The sequence below is a fragment of the Pseudophaeobacter sp. 1A09344 genome (genome assembly GCF_041008745.1).
In the GTDB taxonomy this organism is placed as follows: Bacteria; Pseudomonadota; Alphaproteobacteria; order Rhodobacterales; family Rhodobacteraceae; genus Phycobacter; species Phycobacter gallaeciensis_A.
Genome location: NZ_JAXGFS010000010.1, coordinates 134,893 through 156,652, shown reverse-complemented (window position 1 = coordinate 156,652; position 21,760 = coordinate 134,893). Strand labels below are relative to the sequence as shown.

The following is a 21,760-nucleotide window of genomic DNA, read 5'->3' as shown; positions in this document are numbered from 1 at the left end:
GCGTTCCCGCATGTTTCCGCTGCGTGATCACAATCCATCCGGGCGCACGCCCTATGTCGTCTACCTGCTGATGGCAGTGAATATCGCGGTGTTTCTATATGCCGTGACCACCTACACCAGCCCCCGGCTGATGGCAGGCTTCTACTATACCTACGGCATCGTTCCGGCTGAACTCTCCTACGGTCGCCATCTCAGTAGCTTGTTCACCTCGATGTTCCTGCACGCGGGTTTCATGCATCTGGCCGGGAATATGCTGTTCCTTTGGATTTTCGGCGACAACCTCGAAGACGAGATGGGCCACCTGCCGTTTCTGGGTTTCTACCTATTGGCAGGGCTTGGCGCCGGACTGATCCACGTGATGGCAGGCCCAATGTCCAACGTGCCCACGGTCGGGGCATCTGGTGCGATTGCCGGGGTCATGGGGGGCTACCTTCTGATGTTTCCAAAGGCGCGGGTGGATATCCTTCTGGTGCTCATCATCTATTTCCGGGTCTTTTCGATCCCTGCCTTCATCATGCTGGGGGTCTGGCTGGCGCTGCAATTCATCGGCGGGCTTGGCGCTGATCCCAACACCGGCGGGGTCGCCTATTGGGCGCATACGGGCGGTTTCGTCGTTGGCATGGCGCTCTGCCTGCCCCTGTGGATGAAACGCGGCGGCCCTGTGTTCTGGAACCGTACCCATGGTCGCCCCGATCATCCTGATACCCATTACACCTATAGCCCCAGCCGCATTCCCCGCCTGCACCGCAAGAGCCGCCATCCGCATTCAAGGCCGGGTCCCTGGGGCAAATAACCAAATCCTGCCCAGGTGGATAAATGAAGAAGCGCGCGCAACCGCTGGGATTGCACGCGCTTCTTCATGTGGAATTCTTGTGGAGTTCCTGGGGATAACCCCGGCACCCCTGTCTTGGGATCAGCCCCGGATCACCTTGGCGAAGGCTTCGAACATCGGCTCGTTCGCGCAAACGACTTCGCCGGATTCGAGAATGCTCTCCTCGGGGTCCAGCGCCTCGATCAACCCGCCTGCCTCTTTGACGATGATGATGCCAGCCGCCATGTCCCAGGCGTTCAGGCGACGTTCCCAGAACCCTTCGTAGCGGCCAGCCGCCACATAGGCCATGTCCAGCGCCGCAGCGCCCCAGCGGCGCACACCGGCGCAGGCGGGCATCAGCCGCGCCAGATCCTGCAGAGTCGCAGGCAGATCCGAGCGGCCACCAAACGGCAAACCGGTTGCAAAAATGGATTCGATCATCCGGTGACGGCCCGACACCCGGATGCGGGTGTCGTTCATCCAGGCACCGGCGCCCTTTTCGGCAAAGAACATCTCGTCCTTGGCGGCATCATAGATCACCCCGGCCACGATCTTGCCCTTGTGCTCAAGCGCTATCGAAATCGCCCAATGCGGCAGGCCGTGCAGGAAGTTGGTGGTGCCATCCAGCGGATCCACGATCCAGCGGCGGGTGGGATCCTCGCCGGGGGTCTCTCCGCCCTCTTCGGCCAGCCAGCCATAGGTCGGACGCGCGCCCATCAGCTCATCCTTGAGGATCTTTTCCGCGGCGATATCCGCCCGGGACACAAAGTCACCCGCGCCTTTCATCGAGACCTGAAGGTTCTCAACCTCGCGAAAGTCTTTCACGAGGGAGCGGCCTGCCTTGCGGGCGGCCTTGATCATCACATTAAGGTTCGCGCTGCCAATCATATCTGCAGACTCCTGTGTCGGTCGGGGAGATGCCGGTCAAACCGTGCCTATACGCGCCCTGCCCCTTCTTGCCAAGAGCCAATACCCTGCAATTCCGGGACAGCGTCTTCGCCTTCTTTGCCGTCGGGTTATTTTCGAGGATGGTTGCATTCCGGAAAACTGAACTACACAGTTCAGATAAGCCGCATCGCCCCAGTGAGACACAGGTGAGACGGACAGTGACACAATGGATAGGGAGATCCAAATGACCGAACAGATGCAGCGTATCGTGCTGGCCAGCCGCCCGGACGGCGAGCCAACGGATGACAATTTCCGCCTTGAAACCGTTGACCTGCCGCAGCCCGGCGAGGGCGAAGTGCTTGTTAAATCGCACTATATGTCGCTGGATCCCTATATGCGTGGCCGCATGGACGATGCCAAATCCTATGCCGCGCCGGTGCCTATCGGCGGCACCATGGAGGCCGGCGCCGTGGGTGAGGTCATCGCGTCGAACAGCCCGCACTTCAAACCGGGCGATTTCGCCTTTGGCATGCTGGGTTGGGCCAGCCACGGCTGCCTGCCAGCCAAGGAACTGCGCAAGCTGGATTCGGCGCAGGGTCCGATCACCGCAGCGCTTGGCGTGCTGGGCATGCCCGGTTTTACTGGATGGCATGGCTTGACCGCCTATGGCCGACCTGAAGCGGGCGAAACCCTGGTAGTGGCCGCCGCAACCGGTCCCGTTGGTTCAATGGTCGGACAACTGGCCAAACTGGCAGGCCTGCGCGTTGTCGGCATCGCGGGCGGCGCCGACAAATGCAAACTGGCGACCGAGACCTTCGGCTTTGACGCCTGCCTGGATCACCGTGCCTATGCGGATGCAAAATCCCTGCGCAAGGATCTGGCCGAGGCCTGCCCCAAGGGCATCGACATCTATTTCGAGAACGTCGGCGGCAAGGTGCTGGAGGCGGTGCTACCGCTGATGAACCCGCATGGGCGTATCCCGATCTGCGGTATGATCGCCTGGTACAACGCCGGCGGTCTGGGCGCAGGCGCATCGGATGTGGCGCTGACCGGGCCGAACATCTGGCGCAATATCCTGGTGAAATTCCTGTCGGTGAACGGCTTCATCATCTCGAATCACTTCGACCGCTACCCGGAGTTCCTGAAAGAAGTCGCGCCCAAGGTGGCCTCGGGTGAGATCCGCTTCCTTGAGGACATCGCCACTGGTCTGGAAAACGCCCCCGAGGCGTTCCGCTCGCTGCTGAAGGGCGGCAATACTGGCAAGCAGATCGTCAAACTTATCTGACCGCCTGTTTACGTCCAAGAAACCGCCCCCGCCGAGATCAGCCCGGCGGGGGCACTGCCAAACGCGTTATTGCTGCTGCAGCTTGCGCGCCTCGACCTTGGCCAGGCGGATCAGCTCTTGCATGTAGGGCTTTTCGCGGTCCTCGCTGCGCACCGCAGCATAGAGCCTGCGGGTAATCCCCTCTGCGGTCAGCGGCCGGGTCACATAGTCCGAGGAATACTTGACCTCGCGCACCACCCAATCTGGCAGAACAGACACCCCCCGGTTCGACGCCACCAGCAAGAGGATCACGGCGGTCAACTCGACCTGACGGATAGACGCAGGCTCGACCCCCGCCGGTGTCAGGAGCTGGCTGAACACATCCAGACGGGATTTCTCCACCGGATAGGTGATCAGCGTCTGATCCCGGAAATCCTCAGCCTCGATATAGGGTTTTGCCGCCAGCGGGTTCTGCGATGAGGCGACAAAGACCGGTCGGTAATCAAACAACTCGATGAATTCGACGCCCGGCAGCGTGTCCGGGTCGGAGGAGACCACCAGATCCACCTCTTCCTTTTGCAGCGCGGGAAGTGCGTCAAAGGCGAGGCCCGGTCGGATATCCACATCCACGTCCGACCAGCTTTTGCGAAAGGCCTCAAGCACGGGGAACAGCCATTCGAAACAGGCGTGGCATTCGATGGCGATATGCATCCGCCCGGCGTGACCCTCGCGCAGGTTGGAAAACTCGGCCTGTGCGGCCTCGACCTGCGGCAGGACCTGTTCGGCCAAACGCAATAGCCGCAGCCCGGCAGGCGACAGTTTCATCGGCTTGGAGCGGCGCAGGAACAACTCCACCCCCGCTTGTTCCTCCAGCCCCTTGATCTGATGGCTGAGCGCGCTTTGCGTGATGTTCAACTGCTCGGCCGCGCGGGCCAGACCGCCGGCTTCGTGGATGGCCTTGATCGTGCGCAGATGGCGGAATTCGATGTGCATTCTATCGCGTCGCTCATGTTGTTCTTGAGAATTATGAGTTTGTCTCACAATGCTGCGTGTGCAACAAGAGGTCAAATCAGTCGGAGATCCCCTAATGAAGACCCCTGACATCTCGTTCGAGTTCTTTCCGCCGCAGTCGCTTGAGGCTTCTTTCCGCCTTTGGGACACGGTTCAGGTTCTGGCACCGCTGGACCCGCGCTTTGTATCTGTCACCTATGGCGCCGGTGGCACCACCCGCGATCTAACCCGCGATGCGGTGGCGACGCTGCATAAATCCTCGGGCCTTAATGTGGCCGCGCACCTGACCTGCGTGCAGGCGACCAAGGCCGAAACGATGGAGATCGCGGACCGCTTTGCCGAGGCAGGCGTGTCTGAAATCGTTGCCCTGCGCGGCGACCCGCCCAAGGGCGAAGGCAAGTTCACCCCGCACCCCGACGGGTTCGCCAATTCGGTTGAACTGATCGAGGCCCTGGCGGACACCGGAAAGTTCACCGTGCGTGTCGGCGCCTACCCTGACCAGCACCCCGATGCTGCAACCGCTCAGGCCGATGTCGACTGGCTGAAGCGCAAGCTGGACGCAGGCGCGGACGAAGCGCTGACCCAGTTCTTCTTTGAACCCGAAACCTTCTTCCGCTTCCGCGATGCCTGCGAAAAGGCGGGCATCGACGGCTCGAAACTGACGCCGGGTATCCTGCCGATCGAGAACTGGAAAGGCGCCCGCAATTTTGCCCGCCGCTGCGGGACCAAGATCCCCGCCTGGGTCGAAGATGCCTTTGAAAAGGCGCTGCGCGATGACCGCGCTGATCTGCTGGCCACCGCGATGTGCAGCGAGCTCTGCACCGAGCTGCTCGAAGGCGGCGTCGAAAAGCTGCATTTCTACACGCTGAACCGTCCCGAGCTTACCCGCGATGTCTGTTTCGCCCTTGGCATCACGCCCAAGGTCTCGCTCGAGAACGTGGCGTAAGACTTGCTGGCGCCGTAAGCCGCACCTAGCCTCATTCCAAAATGGAACTCTGATTGCCCGGCCTTGGCGCCGGGCACTTCAATTGGATGGGGCATCTCTTTCATGTTCATTGCAAAATCGCCTGCGGACCTGCTGCCGATGTCGGAAATCACCCAGCTGTCGGGCCTTGAATTCATGCAAGGTATTCTGGATGGCAAACTGCCCGGCCCGCCCATCGGCGCGCAGCTGGGCTATGCTCTGCACGAGGTTGGCGACGGCCGCATCGTCTTCCGCGGCACGCCGGAGTTTTCCATGACCAACCCCATGGGCACCGTTCATGGCGGCTGGTACGGTACGCTCTTGGACAGCGCCATGGCCTGCGCGGTGATGACTCGCGTGCCCAAGGGATCCGCCTACACAACGCTGGAATACAAGATCAACATCCTGCGCTCAATTCCACTGGGCGTCACAGTGGATTGCATCGGCGTCACCGATCACGTGGGACGGTCGACCGGCGTGGCCCATGGCGAAATCCGCGGCGTCGAGGATGGCAAGCTCTATGCGACAGGTTCAACCACCTGCATCGTGATGAAACTGCCGCCCGCAAAAGGCTGATCGATACCTTGTGATCTTCAGTCTAGTTCGAACAGATCTCCAACCGCTTGCCCACCCTGTTCCTCGCTCCGGTGCCAGCCGATCCACATCGGTGCCTCACAGATGCCTCGCTCCAACAGCGCGGCAGAAAGAGCCTTGGCTAGCTTTTCGGGGGCACCAGACAAGCGATGCCTCTTTACGTAACAATCAACGCGCCAGTGCGGATTTACCCCTTCCGAGTAGTCAGGACGCCAGACAAAAAACCGGGCAACCGGTGTCAGTGTGGCGCCACTTCCTACTCGGTTTCCACGTCGATGGTAGATATCCCCAACTTGGTGTTCCTCACTGATCTGACACTCGGCTTCGTAGCTATCTGCTAAATCAAAGCGTTCTATTCGCATAGGAAAGCATTCCTCCACGCCCCTTGATCAACACGAAGGCTTAGCGTGCTGCGCGCGAGGGCCAGAACAGGCGCCAGGCCGAGCGCTTTTCCTTGATCACAAAACCCTTAGCACTGCTGTGCAGACGCTCGCTCGGGTCCTTGCCCACCGGACGGCGACTGCGCAGCAAGAAGATCTTACCCCAGCCGCGCCAGGTGCCGACCGATGGCGCGCCGGGATCCACCGGGAACCGCATGCGCCAATCCTGCGGCAGCGGCAATCCGCAATCCTCGGCCTTTTCCAGCATCCAGACCAGCGACAGGTTCGCGAGCGGCCGCGCCGCCTCAAAACCGCCAAGCTGCCCGCCCACATCCCCATGGGCGCCGCGGAACCACATCTGCTCCACCCGGCCGTTGAACCCGTCGGGACAGGACCACAGCACCGGAGCAAAGACGTCGCGGGTCTCCTCCAGCGCCAGCGCATGATAGCCATTCTTCACATGCGGGCCCAATTCATCATTGTGAAAGCCATGCGGGTCCTTGGACCAGCGCCACAGCACCGGCAGACGAAAGCCCAGTGCCTTGACCGTATCCCAGACGCCGATCATTTCGATCTGGGTTTCAGCGTGGCAATAGGCATCGTGAAAGGCGCGCGCGATCTCCGCGTCCTGCCCCTGCTGGTAATGGCGGTAGGCGGTGCGGATATTGCGTTCGGTGGCGTGTTCGGGCCGCAGCAGGCCCACCTCGCCGATCACCCCGGCCAATGAGCGTACCGCATAGGCCCCGCGGCTGTATCCGATCAGGAAAATACTGTCGCCAGGCCGGTAGCGCGAGGCGAGATAGCCATAGGCACGACGGATCTGCCGGTTGATCCCAGTGCCCACCATGACATCCCGCGCACTGGACCAGCCCGTCCACTGCACGCCGGTTTCGTAGAATACGGAAACTTCCGGGCCGACCTCCTTGCACAGAAGGTAAGTCTGCCCGGCATGGGATTCATGGCCCGGCCGCAGCGAGGTCATGGTCCCGTCCAGAATGATCACATGGGCCTGCGGCCCGCGCAGCGCGGTCTCGGCGGAATGCTCGGACCGCAAAGGCCGCCCGAGCCATCCAAAGACACGTTTACTCAGCTGCGACAGAGACATCCCTTAGCACTTCCCATAGTTTCAACGGCGTGAACGGCATGTCCATCTGGTGCACACCACGTGCCCAGACCGCATCCTGCACCGCATTGGCGACCGCCGCCATGGCGCCCACGGTTCCGGCCTCGCCGCAGCCCTTCATCCCCATCGGGTTCTGGGTCGAGGGCACGGCCTCGGTCGCAAAGCCGATCATTGGCATATCTGACGCCCGTGGCATGGCATAGTCCATGAACGTTGCCGTGAGCAGCTGCCCCTCTTCGTCATAGACCACATGTTCCAGCATGGCCTGACCCAGGCCCTGCGCAACACCGCCATGCACCTGCCCTTCGGCCAGCGCCGGGTTGATCAGGTTACCAAAGTCATCCACCACAGTATAGCGGTCAACCTCGGACGCGCCGGTTTCCGGATCGATCACCACTTCGCAGATATGAGCCCCGTTCGGGAACGAGCGCCCCGGCAGCGTGGCCCGCGCCGAGTGACGCAGCAACTCGGTCCGGCCCTGCGCGCGGGCCATCTCGGCCGCTTCAAGTACGGTGGGGGTAACGTTGGATCCCGGCGCGCGGAAGGTTTCACCATCAAATTCGATTGCGTCTTCCTCGACACCCATTTCATCGGCGAGGAAAGGCGTAAAGGCCGCGACCATCGCATCGACGGTGGCAAGGGTGGCATTGGCCTGCGTGGTGACCGAACGCGACCCGCCTGTGCCGCCGCCCTTGGCGATCAGGTCACTGTCGCCCTGCACCACTTGGATCTGGTCTGCAGGAATGCCGGTCTGATCCGCAAGGAACTGCGCATAAACGGTTTCATGCCCCTGTCCGTTGCTTTGCGTGCCGACATAGATATTCACCCGGCCGTCCTCCAGAAACTCCACTTCCGCGCCTTCCGAAGGATCACCCAAAATGCTTTCGATATAGTAACACAGGCCGACGCCCCGCAGCTTGCCCGATGCTGCATCTGCAGCCTTGCGGGCCGGATAGCCTGCCATATCAGCCTCTTCCGCGGCGCGGCTCAGCACCCGGTTGAAATCACCGACATCATAGCTTTCGCCAGTGACGGTGGCATAAGGAAAGGCCGCCGGGGCGATGAAATTGCGGCGCCGCAGCTCCCAGGGATCAACGCCAAGTTCACGCGCGGCCCGGTCCATCACCCGCTCCAGCACATAGATCGCCTCGGGGCGGCCCGCGCCGCGATAGGCATCAACCTGGGTGGTGTTGGTATAGATCCCTTCGACACGCAACCAGGCGGTCTGGATGTCATAGACCCCGGCCAGAACACGGCTGAACAGGGTGGTCTGGATGATCTGGCCAAAAGGCGCGTTATAAGCGCCAAGGTTGCAACGGGTGTTCACCCGATAGGCGGTGATCTTCAGATCCGCATCAAAGGCCAGTTCCGCCAGCGAGGTCAGATCGCGCCCACCATTGTCCGACAGCATCGATTCCGTTCGGTCCCCAACCCAAAGCACCGGCCGTCCCAGAACCTTTGCCGCATGGGCGACAGCATAATATTCCGGATAGGGCTGCGATTTCATGCCAAAGCCGCCGCCCACATCCGGGGTCACCACATGTACCTGCTCTTCTTCAAGGCGCAGTTTATTGGCGAGGTTGGATTTGACGCCCCAGACGCCCTGCCCGCCAAAGGTGAAATGCAGACGGTCGTCCTTCCATTCGGCAAAACAGCCGCGCGGCTCCATCGAGTTGACGATGACCCGGTTGTCCTCGACTTGCAGCGCCACGGTATGAGCCGCCTCGGCAAAGGCGGCTTCGGTTGCGGCCTCATCGCCCATGCCCCAGTCAAAGCCGAGGTTGTCCGGCACATCCGGGTGCAGCGGCTCACCGCCCGGCGCGATGTCCATTTTCACCGGCAGGTCGTCGATTTCCAGCTCGATCAATTCTCCGGCATCGCGGGCCTGATCCATGGTTTCGGCCACAACAACCGCCACAGGTTCGCCCACATGACGCACGCGATCATGGGCCAGCATCGGCCGATGCGGTGCCGCCGCGCCCGATCCGTCGCGATTCTTAATCAGGATGCCATCGATTCCGGTGTCATAACCCGCCTCAAGATAGTCGGCATAGGTCACCACCATCTGCACGCCCTGGGCGGCGCGGGCGTCTTCGACGTCCAGCCGGGTGATCGTGCCATGCGCCACAGGACTGCGCAGAACCCAGCAGCGCAAGGCGCCCTGGGGCGCAGAATCCTCGATATAGCGGCCGTGTCCCGTCAGGAACCGGACATCCTCGACCCGTTTCACCGGCTGGCTTTTTCCGAACTTTTCCATGCTCATCCCCTTCGCGCGCTCAGTGCTGCTTTGGGGCCGACATTAGCCTCGCGTGCCAGCTTGTCCAGAGAGCTCGATCACGGTGGCCACATCCGAAAGGCCATAGCCATTGAATTGCGTGCTCATGGCGGAAGAATAAGCACCAAGCCCGGGGAACAGCACATAATCGCCTGTGACGCTGTCTTCGGGCAACGGCAGACCATCCGGAAGACGGTCCAGGCTGTCGCAGGTCGGGCCGAACACGATGCGCGGTTTGCGCGGCGCCGACCGGTGCTGCCCCTCGGCGCTGACCACGGTCACGCGCCCGGGCAAACCCATGTCGCGGATATCGACCAGCCCGCCATAGATCCCATCGTTGAGGTAGACCACACCGCCGCCCTGGCGCAGCCCCTTGATGCGGGCCGCCAGGGTAAAGGCCTCAGACACCATCGCCCGGCCTGGCTCACAGATCAGCTCTGGCGCGGCGTCACCAAAGGCATCGCGAACCGCAGTCCCAATAGCGGAAAACACCGTCTCAAGATCCGGCGCCACGCCATCGCGGTTGGCGGCAAAGCCACCGCCGACGTTCAGCCGCGCCACCTTTACCCCGGCGGCATCGACGATCCGGCGTGCGGCGTGGATATATTCGACCCAAGCCGAGGCATCCTCGCATTGGGTGCCGGGATGAAAACACAGAGCCGGTGTCCAGCCTTCTGCCGCCACCCGTTGCAGCAGCGCGATCGCCTCTTCCGGGGCGGCACCGAATTTGCTGCCGAAATCATAGGCTGCGCCCTCGACCGGCAAGGCAAAGCGCACCGCGATCTCGCAGTCGCGCGACACATCGGCCAGCTTGTCCAGCTCGCTTGCCTCGTCCACCGACCAGCTGGCCACGCCGTGGGCAATACCTGCGGTGATTTCCACATCCGAGCGCACCGGATTGTTGTAATGCATCACCGCATCCGCACTGGCGGCGCGCACCGCCTCCATTTCCGCAGGCGATGCCACATCAAAGGCCGACACCCCGGCGGCCACCAAATTGGACAGAACCGCCGGATGCGGGTTCGCCTTGACCGCATAGGTCACCAGCCCCGGAAAGCCGGTCAGAAACCGGTCCGCCACCGCGTGCAGCACCCGCGGCGAGAAATAGAGGATGGGATGATCCGGCTGCCGCCGCGCAAGATGCGTTTCGGGGTCAAGCCAGAGCGGGGGAATATGCTGCATAAGATCAAAGCCTTGTTGGACGGACTGCGTGCCGATTGACGGTTTTCTTGCATTTTCGCCCAGTAGCGCGTCGATTTCCCCCGTCAATATTGATATTATGACGAAAATTTCCGTCATTATGGCACAAAAAAATGCAGATAGACGAAACAGATCAACAACTTCTGGCGCTATTGCGCGACAATGCCCGCCGCCCGGTGGCCGAACTGGCGCGTCACCTCAATCTTGCGCGCACCACCGTTCAAACCCGGATCGAACGGCTGGAAACGCTGGGCGTTATCGCCGGATACACGCTGAAAATCTCCCCTGCAGTGCGCCCTCCCCTGCAGGCGACGGTGCTGATCTCCATCGAACCCCGCAGCGGCCCCGAGGTTCTGGCCCGTCTACGCAGCCTTCCGGGGGTCGAAGTGGTGCATACGACCTCGGGCCGGTTCGACCTGTTGGCGCAGGTCGTGGCCCAAACCACGGATGAACTGGACGAAACCATCGACCGCATTGGCGAGGCGCGCGGCGTCCGCTCTTCAGAAAGCCTGATCCACCTATCGACCAAACTGGACCGCAGCGGCAGCCGGGGCTAAGCGCCGCGCCCATCCTTCAACACCGGTGAAAACAGAATTTACAGAATTTACGGGGTGCCCAAAATAGTGCGCCCGGCCGACTTTGCGGGCATCCGCATCAAAGTCTGGCCGGGCGTCTCGTGAATGGCGGACCGAGGGGAGGACCCGCTGTTCTCTTCATAAATCACCCTAGCGGCTCAGAGTTAAACCACCGTTACCGCCCCGCGCGTTGACGGCGCCAAAACCCGCATTATTCCCCCCGCCTGCCTTATTTTCCTGCCCGCCTTGGCACTTTCCCTTTGCCGCCCCGTTCTATATGGGAGAACGCGACGAAAAATGACACGCACGCAGGACCAAACCGATGGCGATGGAAAAGACATTCAACGCAGCCGAAGCCGAAAGCCGTCTTTACGCGGCCTGGGAAGAGGCGGGCTGTTTCAAGGCAGGCGCAAACGCGAAGCCCGAGGCTTCCACCTATTGCATCATGATCCCGCCCCCCAATGTCACCGGCGTCCTGCACATGGGCCATGCTTTTAACAACACGCTGCAGGACATCCTGATCCGCTGGAAACGCATGCAGGGCTTTGACACCCTGTGGCAGCCTGGACAGGACCACGCCGGCATCGCCACCCAGATGGTTGTGGAACGCGAACTGGCGAAGAACCAGCAGCCCTCCCGCGCCGAACTCGGCCGGGAAAAGTTCCTGGAAAAGGTCTGGGACTGGAAAAGCCAGTCCGGCGGCACCATCGTCAATCAGCTGAAACGCCTCGGCGCCTCCTGTGACTGGTCGCGCAACGCCTTCACCATGTCCGGCGCCCCCGGTGCCCCGGAAGGCGAAGAGGGCAACTTCCACGATGCCGTCATCAAGGTCTTCGTGGAGATGTTCAACAAGGGCCTGATCTACCGCGGCAAGCGGCTGGTGAACTGGGACCCGCATTTCGAGACCGCGATTTCCGACCTTGAGGTGGAGAATATCGAGGTCGCAGGCCACATGTGGCACTTCAAGTATCCGCTCGCGGGCGGTGCGACCTATACCTACGTCGAAAAGGACGAGGACGGGAATGTCACGCTCGAGGAAGAGCGCGACTACATCTCCATCGCCACCACCCGCCCCGAAACCATGCTGGGCGATGGCGCGGTTGCGGTGCACCCCGATGACGCGCGCTATGCCCCCATCGTGGGCAAGCTGGTGGAAATCCCGGTCGGCCCCAAGGAACACCGCCGCCTAATCCCGATCATCACCGATGAATACCCCGACCCCGACTTCGGCTCGGGTGCGGTGAAGATCACCGGCGCACATGATTTCAACGACTACCAGGTGGCCAAGCGCGGCGGCATCCCGATGTACCGCCTGATGGACACCAAGGGCGCGATGCGTGCCGATGGTGCGCCTTACGAAGAGGCCGCAACCACGGCCATGGCCGTCGCCAAGGGCGAGCAGACCCTTTCGGAGGCCGAAGCCGACGCCATCAACCTGGTGCCTGAGGACCTGCGCGGTCTGGACCGCTTCGAGGCCCGCAAGGCCGTTGTTCAGCAGATCACCGACGAAGGTCTCGCCGTGATGGTGAAAGAGGCCAAGACGGACGACGAGGGCAACCTTGTCGAAACCATGGTGCCGCTGGTCGAGAACAAGCCGATCATGCAGCCCTTCGGCGACCGTTCCAAGGTGGTGATCGAACCGATGCTGACCGACCAGTGGTTCGTGGACGCTGAAAAGGTCGTCGGCCCGGCGCTGGAGGCCGTGAAGGACGGCACCGTCAGGATCTTGCCGGAGTCGGGTGAGAAGACCTATTACCACTGGCTGGAAAACATCGAACCCTGGTGCATTTCGCGCCAGCTGTGGTGGGGCCACCAGATCCCGGTTTGGTACGGCTTTGACCTCTCCGGTGAAGGGTTCACCGATGACGAGGGCGATGGCGCGCTTGATCTGGTCGAAAGCCTGCGCCTGATGTGGGAGCAGAAGCTGCTGATCGGCGAAGAGCCGCGCCATTGCGCCGCTGATTTCGACAGCGTCAAACCGCAATTCGACGACATTCTGGTTGGCCTGCCGACGCCGCTGAACCACGCGCAGGTGGTTGAAGTCGAAACCCGCGCCGATGCGGTCAAGGCCTTTGCCGCCGCGCTGGCCGAGTATGAAACCACGCAGGATCCGACCAAACTGGTCTACCCGGTCTGGCGTGACCCCGATGTGCTCGACACCTGGTTCTCTTCCGGTCTGTGGCCAATCGGCACGCTGGGCTGGCCTGAACAAACCGAGGAACTGGGCAAATACTTCCCGACCTCGACGCTGGTCACCGGGCAGGACATCCTGTTCTTCTGGGTTGCCCGCATGATGATGATGCAGCTGGCCGTCGTGGATCAGATCCCGTTCGACACTGTTTACCTGCATGGCCTTGTGCGCGACGCCAAGGGCAAGAAGATGTCGAAATCCACCGGCAACGTCATCGACCCGCTGGATATCATTGACGAATACGGCGCTGATGCGCTGCGTTTCACCAATGCGGCGATGGCGAGCCTCGGCGGGGTGCTGAAACTCGATATGCAGCGGATCGCCGGTTACCGGAACTTTGGCACCAAGCTGTGGAACGCCATCCGCTTTGCCGAAATGAACGGGGTCTTCACCGATGCGGTGCCGCAGACCGATGTGGCCGATCTGAAGCCCGCGCAGGCCGTCAACGCCTGGATCATCGGCGAGACCGCCCGCGTGCGTGAGGAAGTGGACGCAGCGCTAGAGGCCTATCGCTTCAACGATGCGGCGCAGGCGCTTTACGCCTTTGTCTGGGGCAAGGTCTGCGACTGGTATGTGGAGCTGTCCAAGCCATTGTTGCAGGGTGAAGACGCCGCAGCCCAGGCCGAGACCCGCGAGACCATGCGTTGGGTCATGGATCAGTGCCTGATCCTTCTGCACCCGATCATGCCCTTCATCACCGAAGAGCTGTGGGGCCAGACCGGAACCCGCACCAAGATGCTGGTGCATGCTGATTGGCCCGCCTACGCCGCCGCTGACCTGGTCAATGCCGAGGCCGACCGGGAGATCAACTGGGTGATCTCGGTGATCGAAAACACCCGCTCTGCCCGCGCCCAGATGCATGTGCCTGCGGGCCTCAAGGTCGCCATGTTGGTGACCGAGATCGACGAGGCCGCCCAAACCGCATGGGACCGCAACGAGGCGCTGATCAAACGCCTTGCGCGGATCGACAGCCTGACCAAGGTCGACAGCCTGCCGAAGGGCTGTGTCTCGATCTCGGCGCCCGGCGCTTCCTTCGGCCTGCCGCTCGCCGATATCATCGACATCGACGAGGAAAAGGCACGCCTTGAGAAAACCCTTGGCAAACTGGCCAAGGAACTTGGCGGCCTGCGCGGACGGTTGAACAATCCGAAGTTCGTGGCCTCCGCCCCCGATGAGGTGGTGGAAGAAGCGCGCGAGAACCTTGCCGCCCGCGAAGAGGAAGAAACCAAGATCAAAGAGGCGCTTGCCCGCCTTTCTGAACTCGGCTGACATACCCCTTGAAGCCGCCCGCGCAAAACGGGCGGCTTTCACTAGGCGCAACCCCGTTATTTAACGAATTTTTTAGATTTTCCGGAACCGAACGGGGAAATTCAGGCCAAGGCGGCCATTGTTTTTGTGTCGCTTCTGTTTCAGCTTATCAAAAAGACAAAAAGGATTCCGAATGCCAAAGGGATATTGGGTTGCCCATGTCGATGTTGACGATATGGAGCGTTACAAGGACTACGTGGCGGCCAACGCGGCGCCCTTTGCCGAATACGGCGCGAAATTCCTGGTGCGCGGCGGCGCGAAAGAAGTCCGCGAAGGACAAACACGCGCCCGTACGGTCGTGATCGAATTCAAGGATTTCGACACCGCAAAGGCCTGCTACGACTCGGTCGCCTATCAAGACGCCAAAGCGCTGCGCGATCCGGTCTCGACCGGCGACATGGAAATCATCGAAGGCTACGACGGTTAGAAACTGTTGGCCCCACCGGCGTTGCAGGGTATCCTGATCTCATGCTCAAAAAGCTCTTTCAAGCCTTCCGCCCGCCGCAGCCCCCTGCGCTGCCGGATCCCGACGCTGAACTGGCCCTCGGGGCGCTGATGGTGCGCGTGGCGCAGTCCGACCGGGAATATCAGCTGGAAGAGATCAGCCTGATCGACCGGATTCTGGCGCGGTTATATCAGCATAACGCCATTGAAGCGGCCAAGGTGCGCGCCAGCTGCGAAAAACTGCACGCCGCAGCGCCCGAGACCGATACATTTGGCCGCCTGATCCGCGAAACCACCGGGCTTGACGAACGGCTCGCCGCGCTGGACGCCCTGTGGGAAGTGGTGCTGGCGGATGGCGACGAACACGAGGGCGAAGTCAAGATTGTGGAAGACGCCCGCAAGGCCATGGGCCTGTCCTATGCCGACAACGAAACCGCGCGGGAGCGGGCGCGCCGCAAACTCGCCAACGCCTCAGAGGAAACTCAGACTTGTTCCAGGACCTCCTGAACCGCCTTCTGTCCCCCGCGAAGGTCACCCTCGCGGATGAGGACGCCCGACTGGCCCTCTGCGCCCTTCTGGTGCGCGTCGCACGATCGGATCACAACTACTCCGAAGAGGAAAAGGACCGGATCGACCGCATCAACCAATCCCGCTACGGGCTGGACATGGGAGGCGCGATCCTGCTGCGCGAAGAGGCAGAGGCGATGGAGGCCGAAGCCCCCGACACCGTCCGTTTCACCCGCGCCATCAAGGATGCCGTACGCTATGAGGACCGTACTGCGGTGATCGAGGCGCTGTGGATGGTCGCCTTGGCTGACGGCCACAGAGATGACAGCGAGGATACGTTGCTCCGGCTCTCCTCCAGCCTGCTTGGGGTGAACGACCGGGACAGCGCCCTGGCCAGACAACGTGCGGAGGCTGCACTGTGATTGCTTTTCTTGGAATGTACGACCGCCCGGAAACCGCCGAGGCCAATGACCGTCTTTGGGCGGCAATACGTGAGGCGCTGGACGGCGAATGGGACGTCCCGGAGACGCTGGACCGCAAAAGCGATCCCTGGAGCGCCTGGACGGCAAAGAACCTGCTGCTGGCCCAGACCTGCGGCTGCCCGCTGCGCACCCGCCTATACGGCGAGGTACAGCTGATCGGGACCGCCGATTACGGCCACGCAGGCTGCGCGCCGGGGCATTACTACAGCGTCTTTGTTGCCCGCAAAGATGCAGATCTCTCCCGCCTGAGCCAGCTTGATGGCAAGGTCTTTGCCTATAACGACGGCCTGTCGCAATCCGGCTGGGCCGGACCGCTGATCCATATGCAGGATGAAGGCATGCTGCCCGGCGAATTGCTGGAGACTGGTGGCCACCGGGAGTCTGCTCTGGCCGTGGCAGAGGGGCGCGCCGATTTTGCCGCCCTTGATATCCTATCTTGGGAATTGATGCAGCAATACGACGATTTCGCCGCCGACCTTCAGGCCTTTGAGCGCACCGCGGAGACCCCCGGCCTGCCCTTTATCACGGCCATCGGGAACGCTCCGGACGTGCTGTTCAAGGCGATTGAAACCGCGATTTCCAACCTCGACGAGGACACGCTGGCGACGCTGCACCTCAAGGGTATCGTACAAATTCCCATGTCCGATTATCTGGCGGTGCCGACACCGCCCGGCCCAGTGCTGACCGGACAAAAGATCCGCGCCCGCGCCAAGGCCTGATGCATTGTCCGTTTTGTCGGCAGGCCTGACCGTTTCGCAGGAAACCACGGATCTTTGTGCGGTTTGAACATTGCAATTCGGCTTTTTTTGGGTCCAATAAGACAAAATTTTATCCAACCGGACGACGCGCACCTTGACCGAAACAACGACCAAAGCAACGCCTGCGAGCAAAACTGCACCCGACGCCACTCCGGTTCTGGAGATGCGCGGTCTGCATAAATCCTATGGCGATCTGGAGGTCATCAAGGGCGTCGACATCACCGCCCCGCGCGGCGCCGTGGTGTCGCTGATCGGCTCATCCGGGTCTGGCAAATCGACGCTGCTGCGGTGCTGCAACCTTCTGGAAGACAGTCAGCAGGGGGAAATCCTGTTCAAGGGCGAGCCGATCAAATGGGTCGGCAGCGGCCTGAGCCGTCGCCCTGCCGACGCAAAACAGGTTCTGCGCATCCGTACCAACCTGTCGATGGTGTTCCAGCAGTTCAACCTGTGGTCCCATATGACCATCCTGCAAAACGTGATGGAGGCGCCGCTGACGGTGCTGAAACGCGACCGCGCCGAGGTTGAAGCTTCTGCGCGCAAATATCTCGACAAGGTCGGCATCGGCGACAAATGCGACGTTTACCCGGCGCAACTGTCGGGTGGCCAGCAGCAGCGCGCCGCCATCGCCCGCGCTCTGTGCATGGAGCCCGAAGCCCTGCTGTTCGACGAACCCACCTCGGCGCTCGACCCGGAACTGGAGCAGGAAGTCGTCAAGGTGATCAAGGATTTGGCCGCCGAAGGCCGTACCATGATGATCGTGACCCACGACATGAAGATGGCAGAGGACGTCTCCGATCACGTCGTGTTCCTGCATCAGGGATTGATCGAGGAGCAAGGCACCCCGGCCGAGGTCTTTGGCAACACCAAATCCGAACGACTGAAGGCTTTCCTGTCTTCGACCAAACGCTAAAACCAATAAAACGACCAATAACCAACCAAAACGGGAGTATACTCATGAAATCCATTCTTCTCGGCACCGCCGCCCTGGCCCTGACCGCAGGCGTGGCACTGGCAGATACCGTGCGTCTGGGCACCGAGGGCGCCTACCCTCCCTACAACTTCATCAACGACAAGGGTGAAGTGGACGGGTTCGAGCGCGAGCTGGGTGACGAGCTGTGCAAACGCGCCGAGCTGACCTGCGAATGGGTCACCAACGACTGGGATTCGATCATCCCGAACCTGACCTCGGGAAACTACGACGCGATCATCGCGGGCATGTCGATCACCGAAGAGCGTGAAGAAGTCGTCGACTTCACCCAAGGCTACACACCGCCGTCGCCCTCGGCCTATGCCGCGATGTCCAGCGATGTGGACCTGACCGGTGGCATCATCGCCGCCCAGACCGCAACCATCCAGGCCAACCACGTGGTCGACACCGGCGCGACCCTGGTGGAATACCCGACCCCGGATGAAACCATCGCAGCCGTGAAATCCGGCGAAGCTGACGCCGTTCTGGCCGACAAGGATTACCTGGAGCCGGAAGTCGAAGCCTCTGACCTGGTCTTCGTCGGTGACGATGTACCGCTGGGCGGTGGCATCGGCATGGCCTTCCGCGAAAGCGATGACGAGCTGCGCGGCAAGTTCGACGCCGCCATCACCTCGATGAAGGAAGACGGCAGCCTGAACGAGCTGATCACCAAATGGGAAGTCGGCGGCACCTGGTAAGCCACGCCTGCCCTTTCCAAGAGACTGGCAAAGGGGGGCACTGCTCCCCTTTGCTGTATTCCCCCCGTTGCGCGCATGATCCGGCTCCGTCAGGAGGGATGCGGGTGACATAGACGACGAGGTCAGCCATTTTCTCCTATTGCTCAGACCCGGCCACCCTGGAGGGCCTCCAGTGGCTGTCATGTTACCTGACCACCGGAAAGCACATGGGATTTTATCTCGCTTTCGGGACGGTCCTGCTGCTGCTCGCCATCACTGCGCCGCTGGCGCTCCTGTTCGGCTTTGGTGGCGCTATTGCAGCCCGCTCTCACTTCCCGCCCCTGTCCTGGCTGGGCAAGGGATACATCGCCATCGTGCGCGGTGTGCCCGACATTGCCTTCTTCCTATTCTTCGTCATCGCGCTGGATCAGGGAATTGAATGGCTGCGCCACAAGGTCAAATGCCCGGACTGGGATCAACCGATCCGCCAGGGCAGCGATTTTCTGGTCTGCGACATCGCCAAGATGCCGCTGGGCACCTCGCCGCAGTGGATCCACGAAGTCTACGGCTTCTCCCTTGCGGTGGTGACCTTCGCTATCGTGTTCGGCGCCTTTGCGGCCAACGTGCTCTATGGCGCGATGAACGCGGTGCCGCGACCGCAGATCGAAACCGCCGAGGCCTATGGCATGACACGCAGGCAGGCCTTCTGGCGCATTCAGGTGCCGCAGATGTGGACCTATGCCCTGCCCGGCCTGTCGAACCTCTGGATGGTGCTGATCAAGGCGACGCCGCTGCTGTTCCTTCTGGGCGTCGAGGATATCGTCTACTGGGCGCGTGAACTGGGCGGCTCCAAGACGGCCAAGTTCACCGATTACCCGCACGGCGACTGGCGCATGTGGTATTTCCTGGCGCTGCTGGTCTTCTACCTCGCCTTTACCAAGGTGTCAGAGGTGGTGCTGGCCCGGATCACGACCCGCCTGTCGCATGGGCAAGCCACCCTGGGCGGTGAAGCGCAGAGGAAAGCCAAATGAGCTGTATCGAGACCATTCAGGCCTACGCCTTCCGCTCACTTGGTTACGGGGAACGCCTGCTGCCGCGCAGTGATTTCACCCTGTGCGAACATTTCACCCTGATCGGATCAGGGATGATCTGGAACATCTATTTCGGCACCCTTGCGGTGATTACCGGCTTCTTCTTTGCCAACCTTCTGGCGGTGGCAAAAAACTCGCAGTCCGCGGTCTGGCGCAAACCGGCAGAATGGTTCATCTTCGTCTTCCGGGGATCGCCACTCTTCATCCAGTTCTTCTTTGCCTATTTCCTGTTCCTGGAAATGAAGGGCTTCTCGCCCATCCTTGATGCCTTCTCCTCGGCCTGGTTGGGGGCGCTGGTGGTGTTGTTCTTTAACACCTCGGCCTATAGCGCCGAGATCTTCTATGGTGCGCTGCGATCAATCCCCAAGGGCGATATCGAGGCGGCGGATGCCTATGGCCTGTCGGGCTGGCACCGGTTCCGGCGCATCATGTGGCCGACGATGATGCGTCTCGCCTGGCCGTCCTACACCAATGAGGCAATCTTCCTGTTCCACGCCACAACGCTGGTCTTCTTCTCCGGCTTCCCAGCCTGGCGGCAAAAGGGCGATGCGCTCTATTACGCGAATTACTTTGCGGACAAGACCTTCAACCCCTTTGTGCCCTATCCGATCCTGGCCTTCTATTTCATCCTGCTGACGCTTTTGATCATAGGTCTGTTTGGCCTTGTGAACAAAAGACTGAACCGGCACGTACCGAAGGAAAGACGGGTCAAAATGCGGTTCAGGCCAAGCCTTATCCGCTGAACGCCGCCACGGAATAGCACTTTGAAAATGGCTCCTTCGGGGGCCATTTTTTGTGCGCAGGCGCGGCTGCGACAATTTTTGATCAAATTTTGATTGCGTCTTTACGCGGCTCGGGTAGAACTATGGTCAGAAACAATGGAGCCCCCTATGGACCTGTCCGGCCTCAGAACCGTCCGCATTGCCGCCTGTGACATGAACGGACAGATGCGCGGCAAGCGCATGCCCGCAAGCGCAGCACATAAGCTGGATGATGGCACCGCGCGGATGCCGGTCTCGGTGCTCAACGTGGATATCTGGGGGCGCGACATCGAAGACAGCCCGCTTGTGTTCGAGACCGGCGATGCCGATGGCATCCTGCTGCCCACGGACCGGGGCGCCGTGCCCATGCCCTGGCTGAGCACGCCGTCCGCCCTGGTTCCGATGACCATGATGCTTGAGGATGGAACGCCGTTCATGGGCGACCCCCGTCAGGTTCTGGCTCATGTCCTGGAGCGTTATGCGGCGCGGGGATGGAGTGTGGTTGCCGCCACCGAGATGGAATTCAACCTTGTGGATGATGGCGGTGCCCAACCCGGCCCGCCGATTGATCCGCTCACCGGACGCGAGCTGGACCAGCAATCGGTTCTGTCGGTGGCCGAGCTTGATGCCTTTGACGCCTTCTTTTCCGATGTCTACGAGGGCGCCGAGGCGATGGGCATTCCCGCCAAGGACGCCATCTCCGAGGCCGGCCTCGGCCAGTTCGAGATCAACCTCGACCATCAGGATGCCATGCGCTGCGCCGACGATGCCTGGCTGTTCAAGGCCTTGATCAAAGGTCTGGCACGCAAACACGGGTTTGCGGCGACCTTCATGGCGAAACCCTATGCCGAGGAAGCCGGCAATGGCATGCACGTGCATTTCTCGGTGGTCGATGAGGCTGGAAACAACATTTTCGACAATGGCACCGACGCCGGGTCCGAGCTGCTCCTGAACGCGGTGGCCGGTTGTCTGGCCGCCATGCCTGCCAGCACCCTGATCTTTGCGCCCCACGGCAATTCCTATGACCGGCTGATCCCCGGCGCCCATGCACCGACCAGCGCGGCCTGGGCCTATGAAAACCGTACCGCCGCAATCCGTATTCCCGGCGGCAGCCCCAAGGCGCGCCGGATCGAACACCGCGCCGCAGGCGGGGACATCAACCCCTACCTGATGCTGGCCACTGTACTTGGCGCGGCCCTTGTCGGGATCGAGGACGCGATGCAGCCGCCTGCCCCCTCGAGTGGGAATATCTATGACATCAAGGGCCTGCCGCAGCTTGCCGCGACATGGCAGGAAGCAATCGACCTGTTCGAGAGCGATCCCATCATCGCCCGCATCCTGCCAAAAACCGCGATCCGCAATCTGGTGATGACAAAACGGCAGGAACTGGAGGAATTCGCCCGCCGCCCTAAAGAGAGCCACTGGCTGTCCTGGCTCGAAGCGGTATGATCCCTTGCCTGGCCTTTATGGCTCGGCTACAATAAATTTG

20 protein-coding genes are annotated in these 21,760 nt (G+C 61.4%); 15 read left to right on the top strand and 5 right to left on the bottom strand.

The annotated features are described in order from the left end of the window. The first annotated feature begins 10 nt into the window (after positions 1-10). Positions 11-793: a rhomboid family intramembrane serine protease gene (locus SM765_RS17370; RefSeq protein WP_274838517.1), complete on the top strand. Its 783-nt coding sequence runs from the start codon at positions 11-13 to the stop codon at positions 791-793. A 120-nt stretch (positions 794-913) separates the two neighbouring features. Here the strand turns inward: SM765_RS17370 and SM765_RS17365 are convergent, their stop codons facing one another. Continuing rightward, on the bottom strand, positions 914-1,699 hold the full coding sequence (locus SM765_RS17365; RefSeq protein ID WP_065270677.1) for an inositol monophosphatase family protein: 786 nt from the start codon (positions 1,697-1,699) through the stop codon (positions 914-916). A gap of 244 nt (positions 1,700-1,943) precedes the next feature. Here SM765_RS17365 and SM765_RS17360 point away from each other — a divergent pair, with 244 nt between their 5' ends. Then, positions 1,944-2,984 carry an NADPH-dependent curcumin/dihydrocurcumin reductase gene (locus SM765_RS17360; RefSeq protein ID WP_274838516.1) on the top strand — a complete coding sequence of 347 codons (1,041 nt, stop codon included), beginning with the start codon at positions 1,944-1,946 and terminating at the stop codon, positions 2,982-2,984. Positions 2,985-3,050: 66 nt separating this feature from the next. On the opposite strand, the gene SM765_RS17355 is transcribed toward SM765_RS17360, so the two are convergent. Then, a complete protein-coding gene (locus SM765_RS17355) occupies positions 3,051-3,956 on the bottom strand; it encodes a LysR family transcriptional regulator (protein WP_274828422.1) in 906 nt (301 codons plus the stop codon). 94 nt (positions 3,957-4,050) lie between these two features. On the opposite strand from SM765_RS17355, the gene metF reads away from it, so the two are divergent. After that, positions 4,051-4,920 carry a methylenetetrahydrofolate reductase [NAD(P)H] gene (metF, locus tag SM765_RS17350; protein ID WP_065270680.1) on the top strand — a complete coding sequence of 290 codons (870 nt, stop codon included), beginning with the start codon at positions 4,051-4,053 and terminating at the stop codon, positions 4,918-4,920. Positions 4,921-5,022: 102 nt separating this feature from the next. Then, the gene (locus SM765_RS17345; protein ID WP_274838515.1) at positions 5,023-5,514 is read left to right on the top strand and encodes a PaaI family thioesterase; all 492 of its coding nucleotides are present in this window, start codon (positions 5,023-5,025) and stop codon (positions 5,512-5,514) included. A gap of 420 nt (positions 5,515-5,934) precedes the next feature. On the opposite strand, the gene SM765_RS17340 is transcribed toward SM765_RS17345, so the two are convergent. Genes SM765_RS17340 through SM765_RS17330 form a run of 3 tightly spaced genes read right to left on the bottom strand, consistent with a single transcriptional unit; the run spans position 5,935 to position 10,492 of the window. Next, the gene (locus SM765_RS17340) at positions 5,935-7,017 is read right to left on the bottom strand and encodes a T6SS phospholipase effector Tle1-like catalytic domain-containing protein (protein ID WP_065270682.1); all 1,083 of its coding nucleotides are present in this window, start codon (positions 7,015-7,017) and stop codon (positions 5,935-5,937) included. Beyond that, a complete protein-coding gene (locus SM765_RS17335; RefSeq protein ID WP_274838514.1) occupies positions 6,995-9,292 on the bottom strand; it encodes a xanthine dehydrogenase family protein molybdopterin-binding subunit in 2,298 nt (765 codons plus the stop codon). Before SM765_RS17335 ends, SM765_RS17340 begins: the two co-directional genes overlap by 23 nt. A gap of 42 nt (positions 9,293-9,334) precedes the next feature. Continuing rightward, complete coding sequence (locus tag SM765_RS17330) at positions 9,335-10,492, bottom strand: type III PLP-dependent enzyme (protein ID WP_274838513.1); 1,158 nt, start codon at positions 10,490-10,492, stop codon at positions 9,335-9,337. A 131-nt stretch (positions 10,493-10,623) separates the two neighbouring features. On the opposite strand from SM765_RS17330, the gene SM765_RS17325 reads away from it, so the two are divergent. The 11 genes from SM765_RS17325 to SM765_RS17275 all read left to right on the top strand — a co-directional run bounded on the left by SM765_RS17325 (position 10,624) and on the right by SM765_RS17275 (position 21,720). Continuing rightward, a complete protein-coding gene (locus SM765_RS17325) occupies positions 10,624-11,067 on the top strand; it encodes an Lrp/AsnC family transcriptional regulator (protein ID WP_274835675.1) in 444 nt (147 codons plus the stop codon). A gap of 340 nt (positions 11,068-11,407) precedes the next feature. Continuing rightward, positions 11,408-14,545 carry a valine--tRNA ligase gene (locus SM765_RS17320; RefSeq protein ID WP_274838512.1) on the top strand — a complete coding sequence of 1,046 codons (3,138 nt, stop codon included), beginning with the start codon at positions 11,408-11,410 and terminating at the stop codon, positions 14,543-14,545. Positions 14,546-14,717: 172 nt separating this feature from the next. Beyond that, a complete protein-coding gene (locus SM765_RS17315) occupies positions 14,718-15,011 on the top strand; it encodes a DUF1330 domain-containing protein (RefSeq protein ID WP_065270686.1) in 294 nt (97 codons plus the stop codon). 41 nt (positions 15,012-15,052) lie between these two features. Then, complete coding sequence (locus tag SM765_RS17310) at positions 15,053-15,535, top strand: tellurite resistance TerB family protein (RefSeq protein WP_065270687.1); 483 nt, start codon at positions 15,053-15,055, stop codon at positions 15,533-15,535. Beyond that, positions 15,517-15,957: a tellurite resistance TerB family protein gene (locus SM765_RS17305; RefSeq protein ID WP_065270688.1), complete on the top strand. Its 441-nt coding sequence runs from the start codon at positions 15,517-15,519 to the stop codon at positions 15,955-15,957. Before SM765_RS17310 ends, SM765_RS17305 begins: the two co-directional genes overlap by 19 nt. Continuing rightward, a complete protein-coding gene (locus tag SM765_RS17300) occupies positions 15,954-16,736 on the top strand; it encodes a phosphate/phosphite/phosphonate ABC transporter substrate-binding protein (protein WP_274838511.1) in 783 nt (260 codons plus the stop codon). The genes SM765_RS17305 and SM765_RS17300 overlap by 4 nt, the downstream gene beginning before the upstream one ends. A 202-nt stretch (positions 16,737-16,938) precedes the next feature. Continuing rightward, positions 16,939-17,685 carry an ABC transporter ATP-binding protein gene (locus tag SM765_RS17295; protein ID WP_065273507.1) on the top strand — a complete coding sequence of 249 codons (747 nt, stop codon included), beginning with the start codon at positions 16,939-16,941 and terminating at the stop codon, positions 17,683-17,685. A 44-nt stretch (positions 17,686-17,729) separates the two neighbouring features. Continuing rightward, positions 17,730-18,440, top strand: coding sequence for a transporter substrate-binding domain-containing protein (locus tag SM765_RS17290; protein ID WP_065270690.1), 711 nt, complete (start codon positions 17,730-17,732; stop codon positions 18,438-18,440). A 128-nt stretch (positions 18,441-18,568) separates the two neighbouring features. Continuing rightward, positions 18,569-19,450 (top strand): ABC transporter permease, encoded by an 882-nt coding sequence (locus SM765_RS17285; RefSeq protein ID WP_082995986.1) that lies wholly within the window; start codon positions 18,569-18,571, stop codon positions 19,448-19,450. Further along, a complete protein-coding gene (locus SM765_RS17280) occupies positions 19,447-20,253 on the top strand; it encodes an ABC transporter permease (RefSeq protein WP_274838510.1) in 807 nt (268 codons plus the stop codon). Before SM765_RS17285 ends, SM765_RS17280 begins: the two co-directional genes overlap by 4 nt. Before the next feature lie 147 nt (positions 20,254-20,400). Continuing rightward, positions 20,401-21,720: a glutamine synthetase family protein gene (locus SM765_RS17275; RefSeq protein ID WP_274832548.1), complete on the top strand. Its 1,320-nt coding sequence runs from the start codon at positions 20,401-20,403 to the stop codon at positions 21,718-21,720. Positions 21,721-21,760 lie beyond the last annotated feature (40 nt).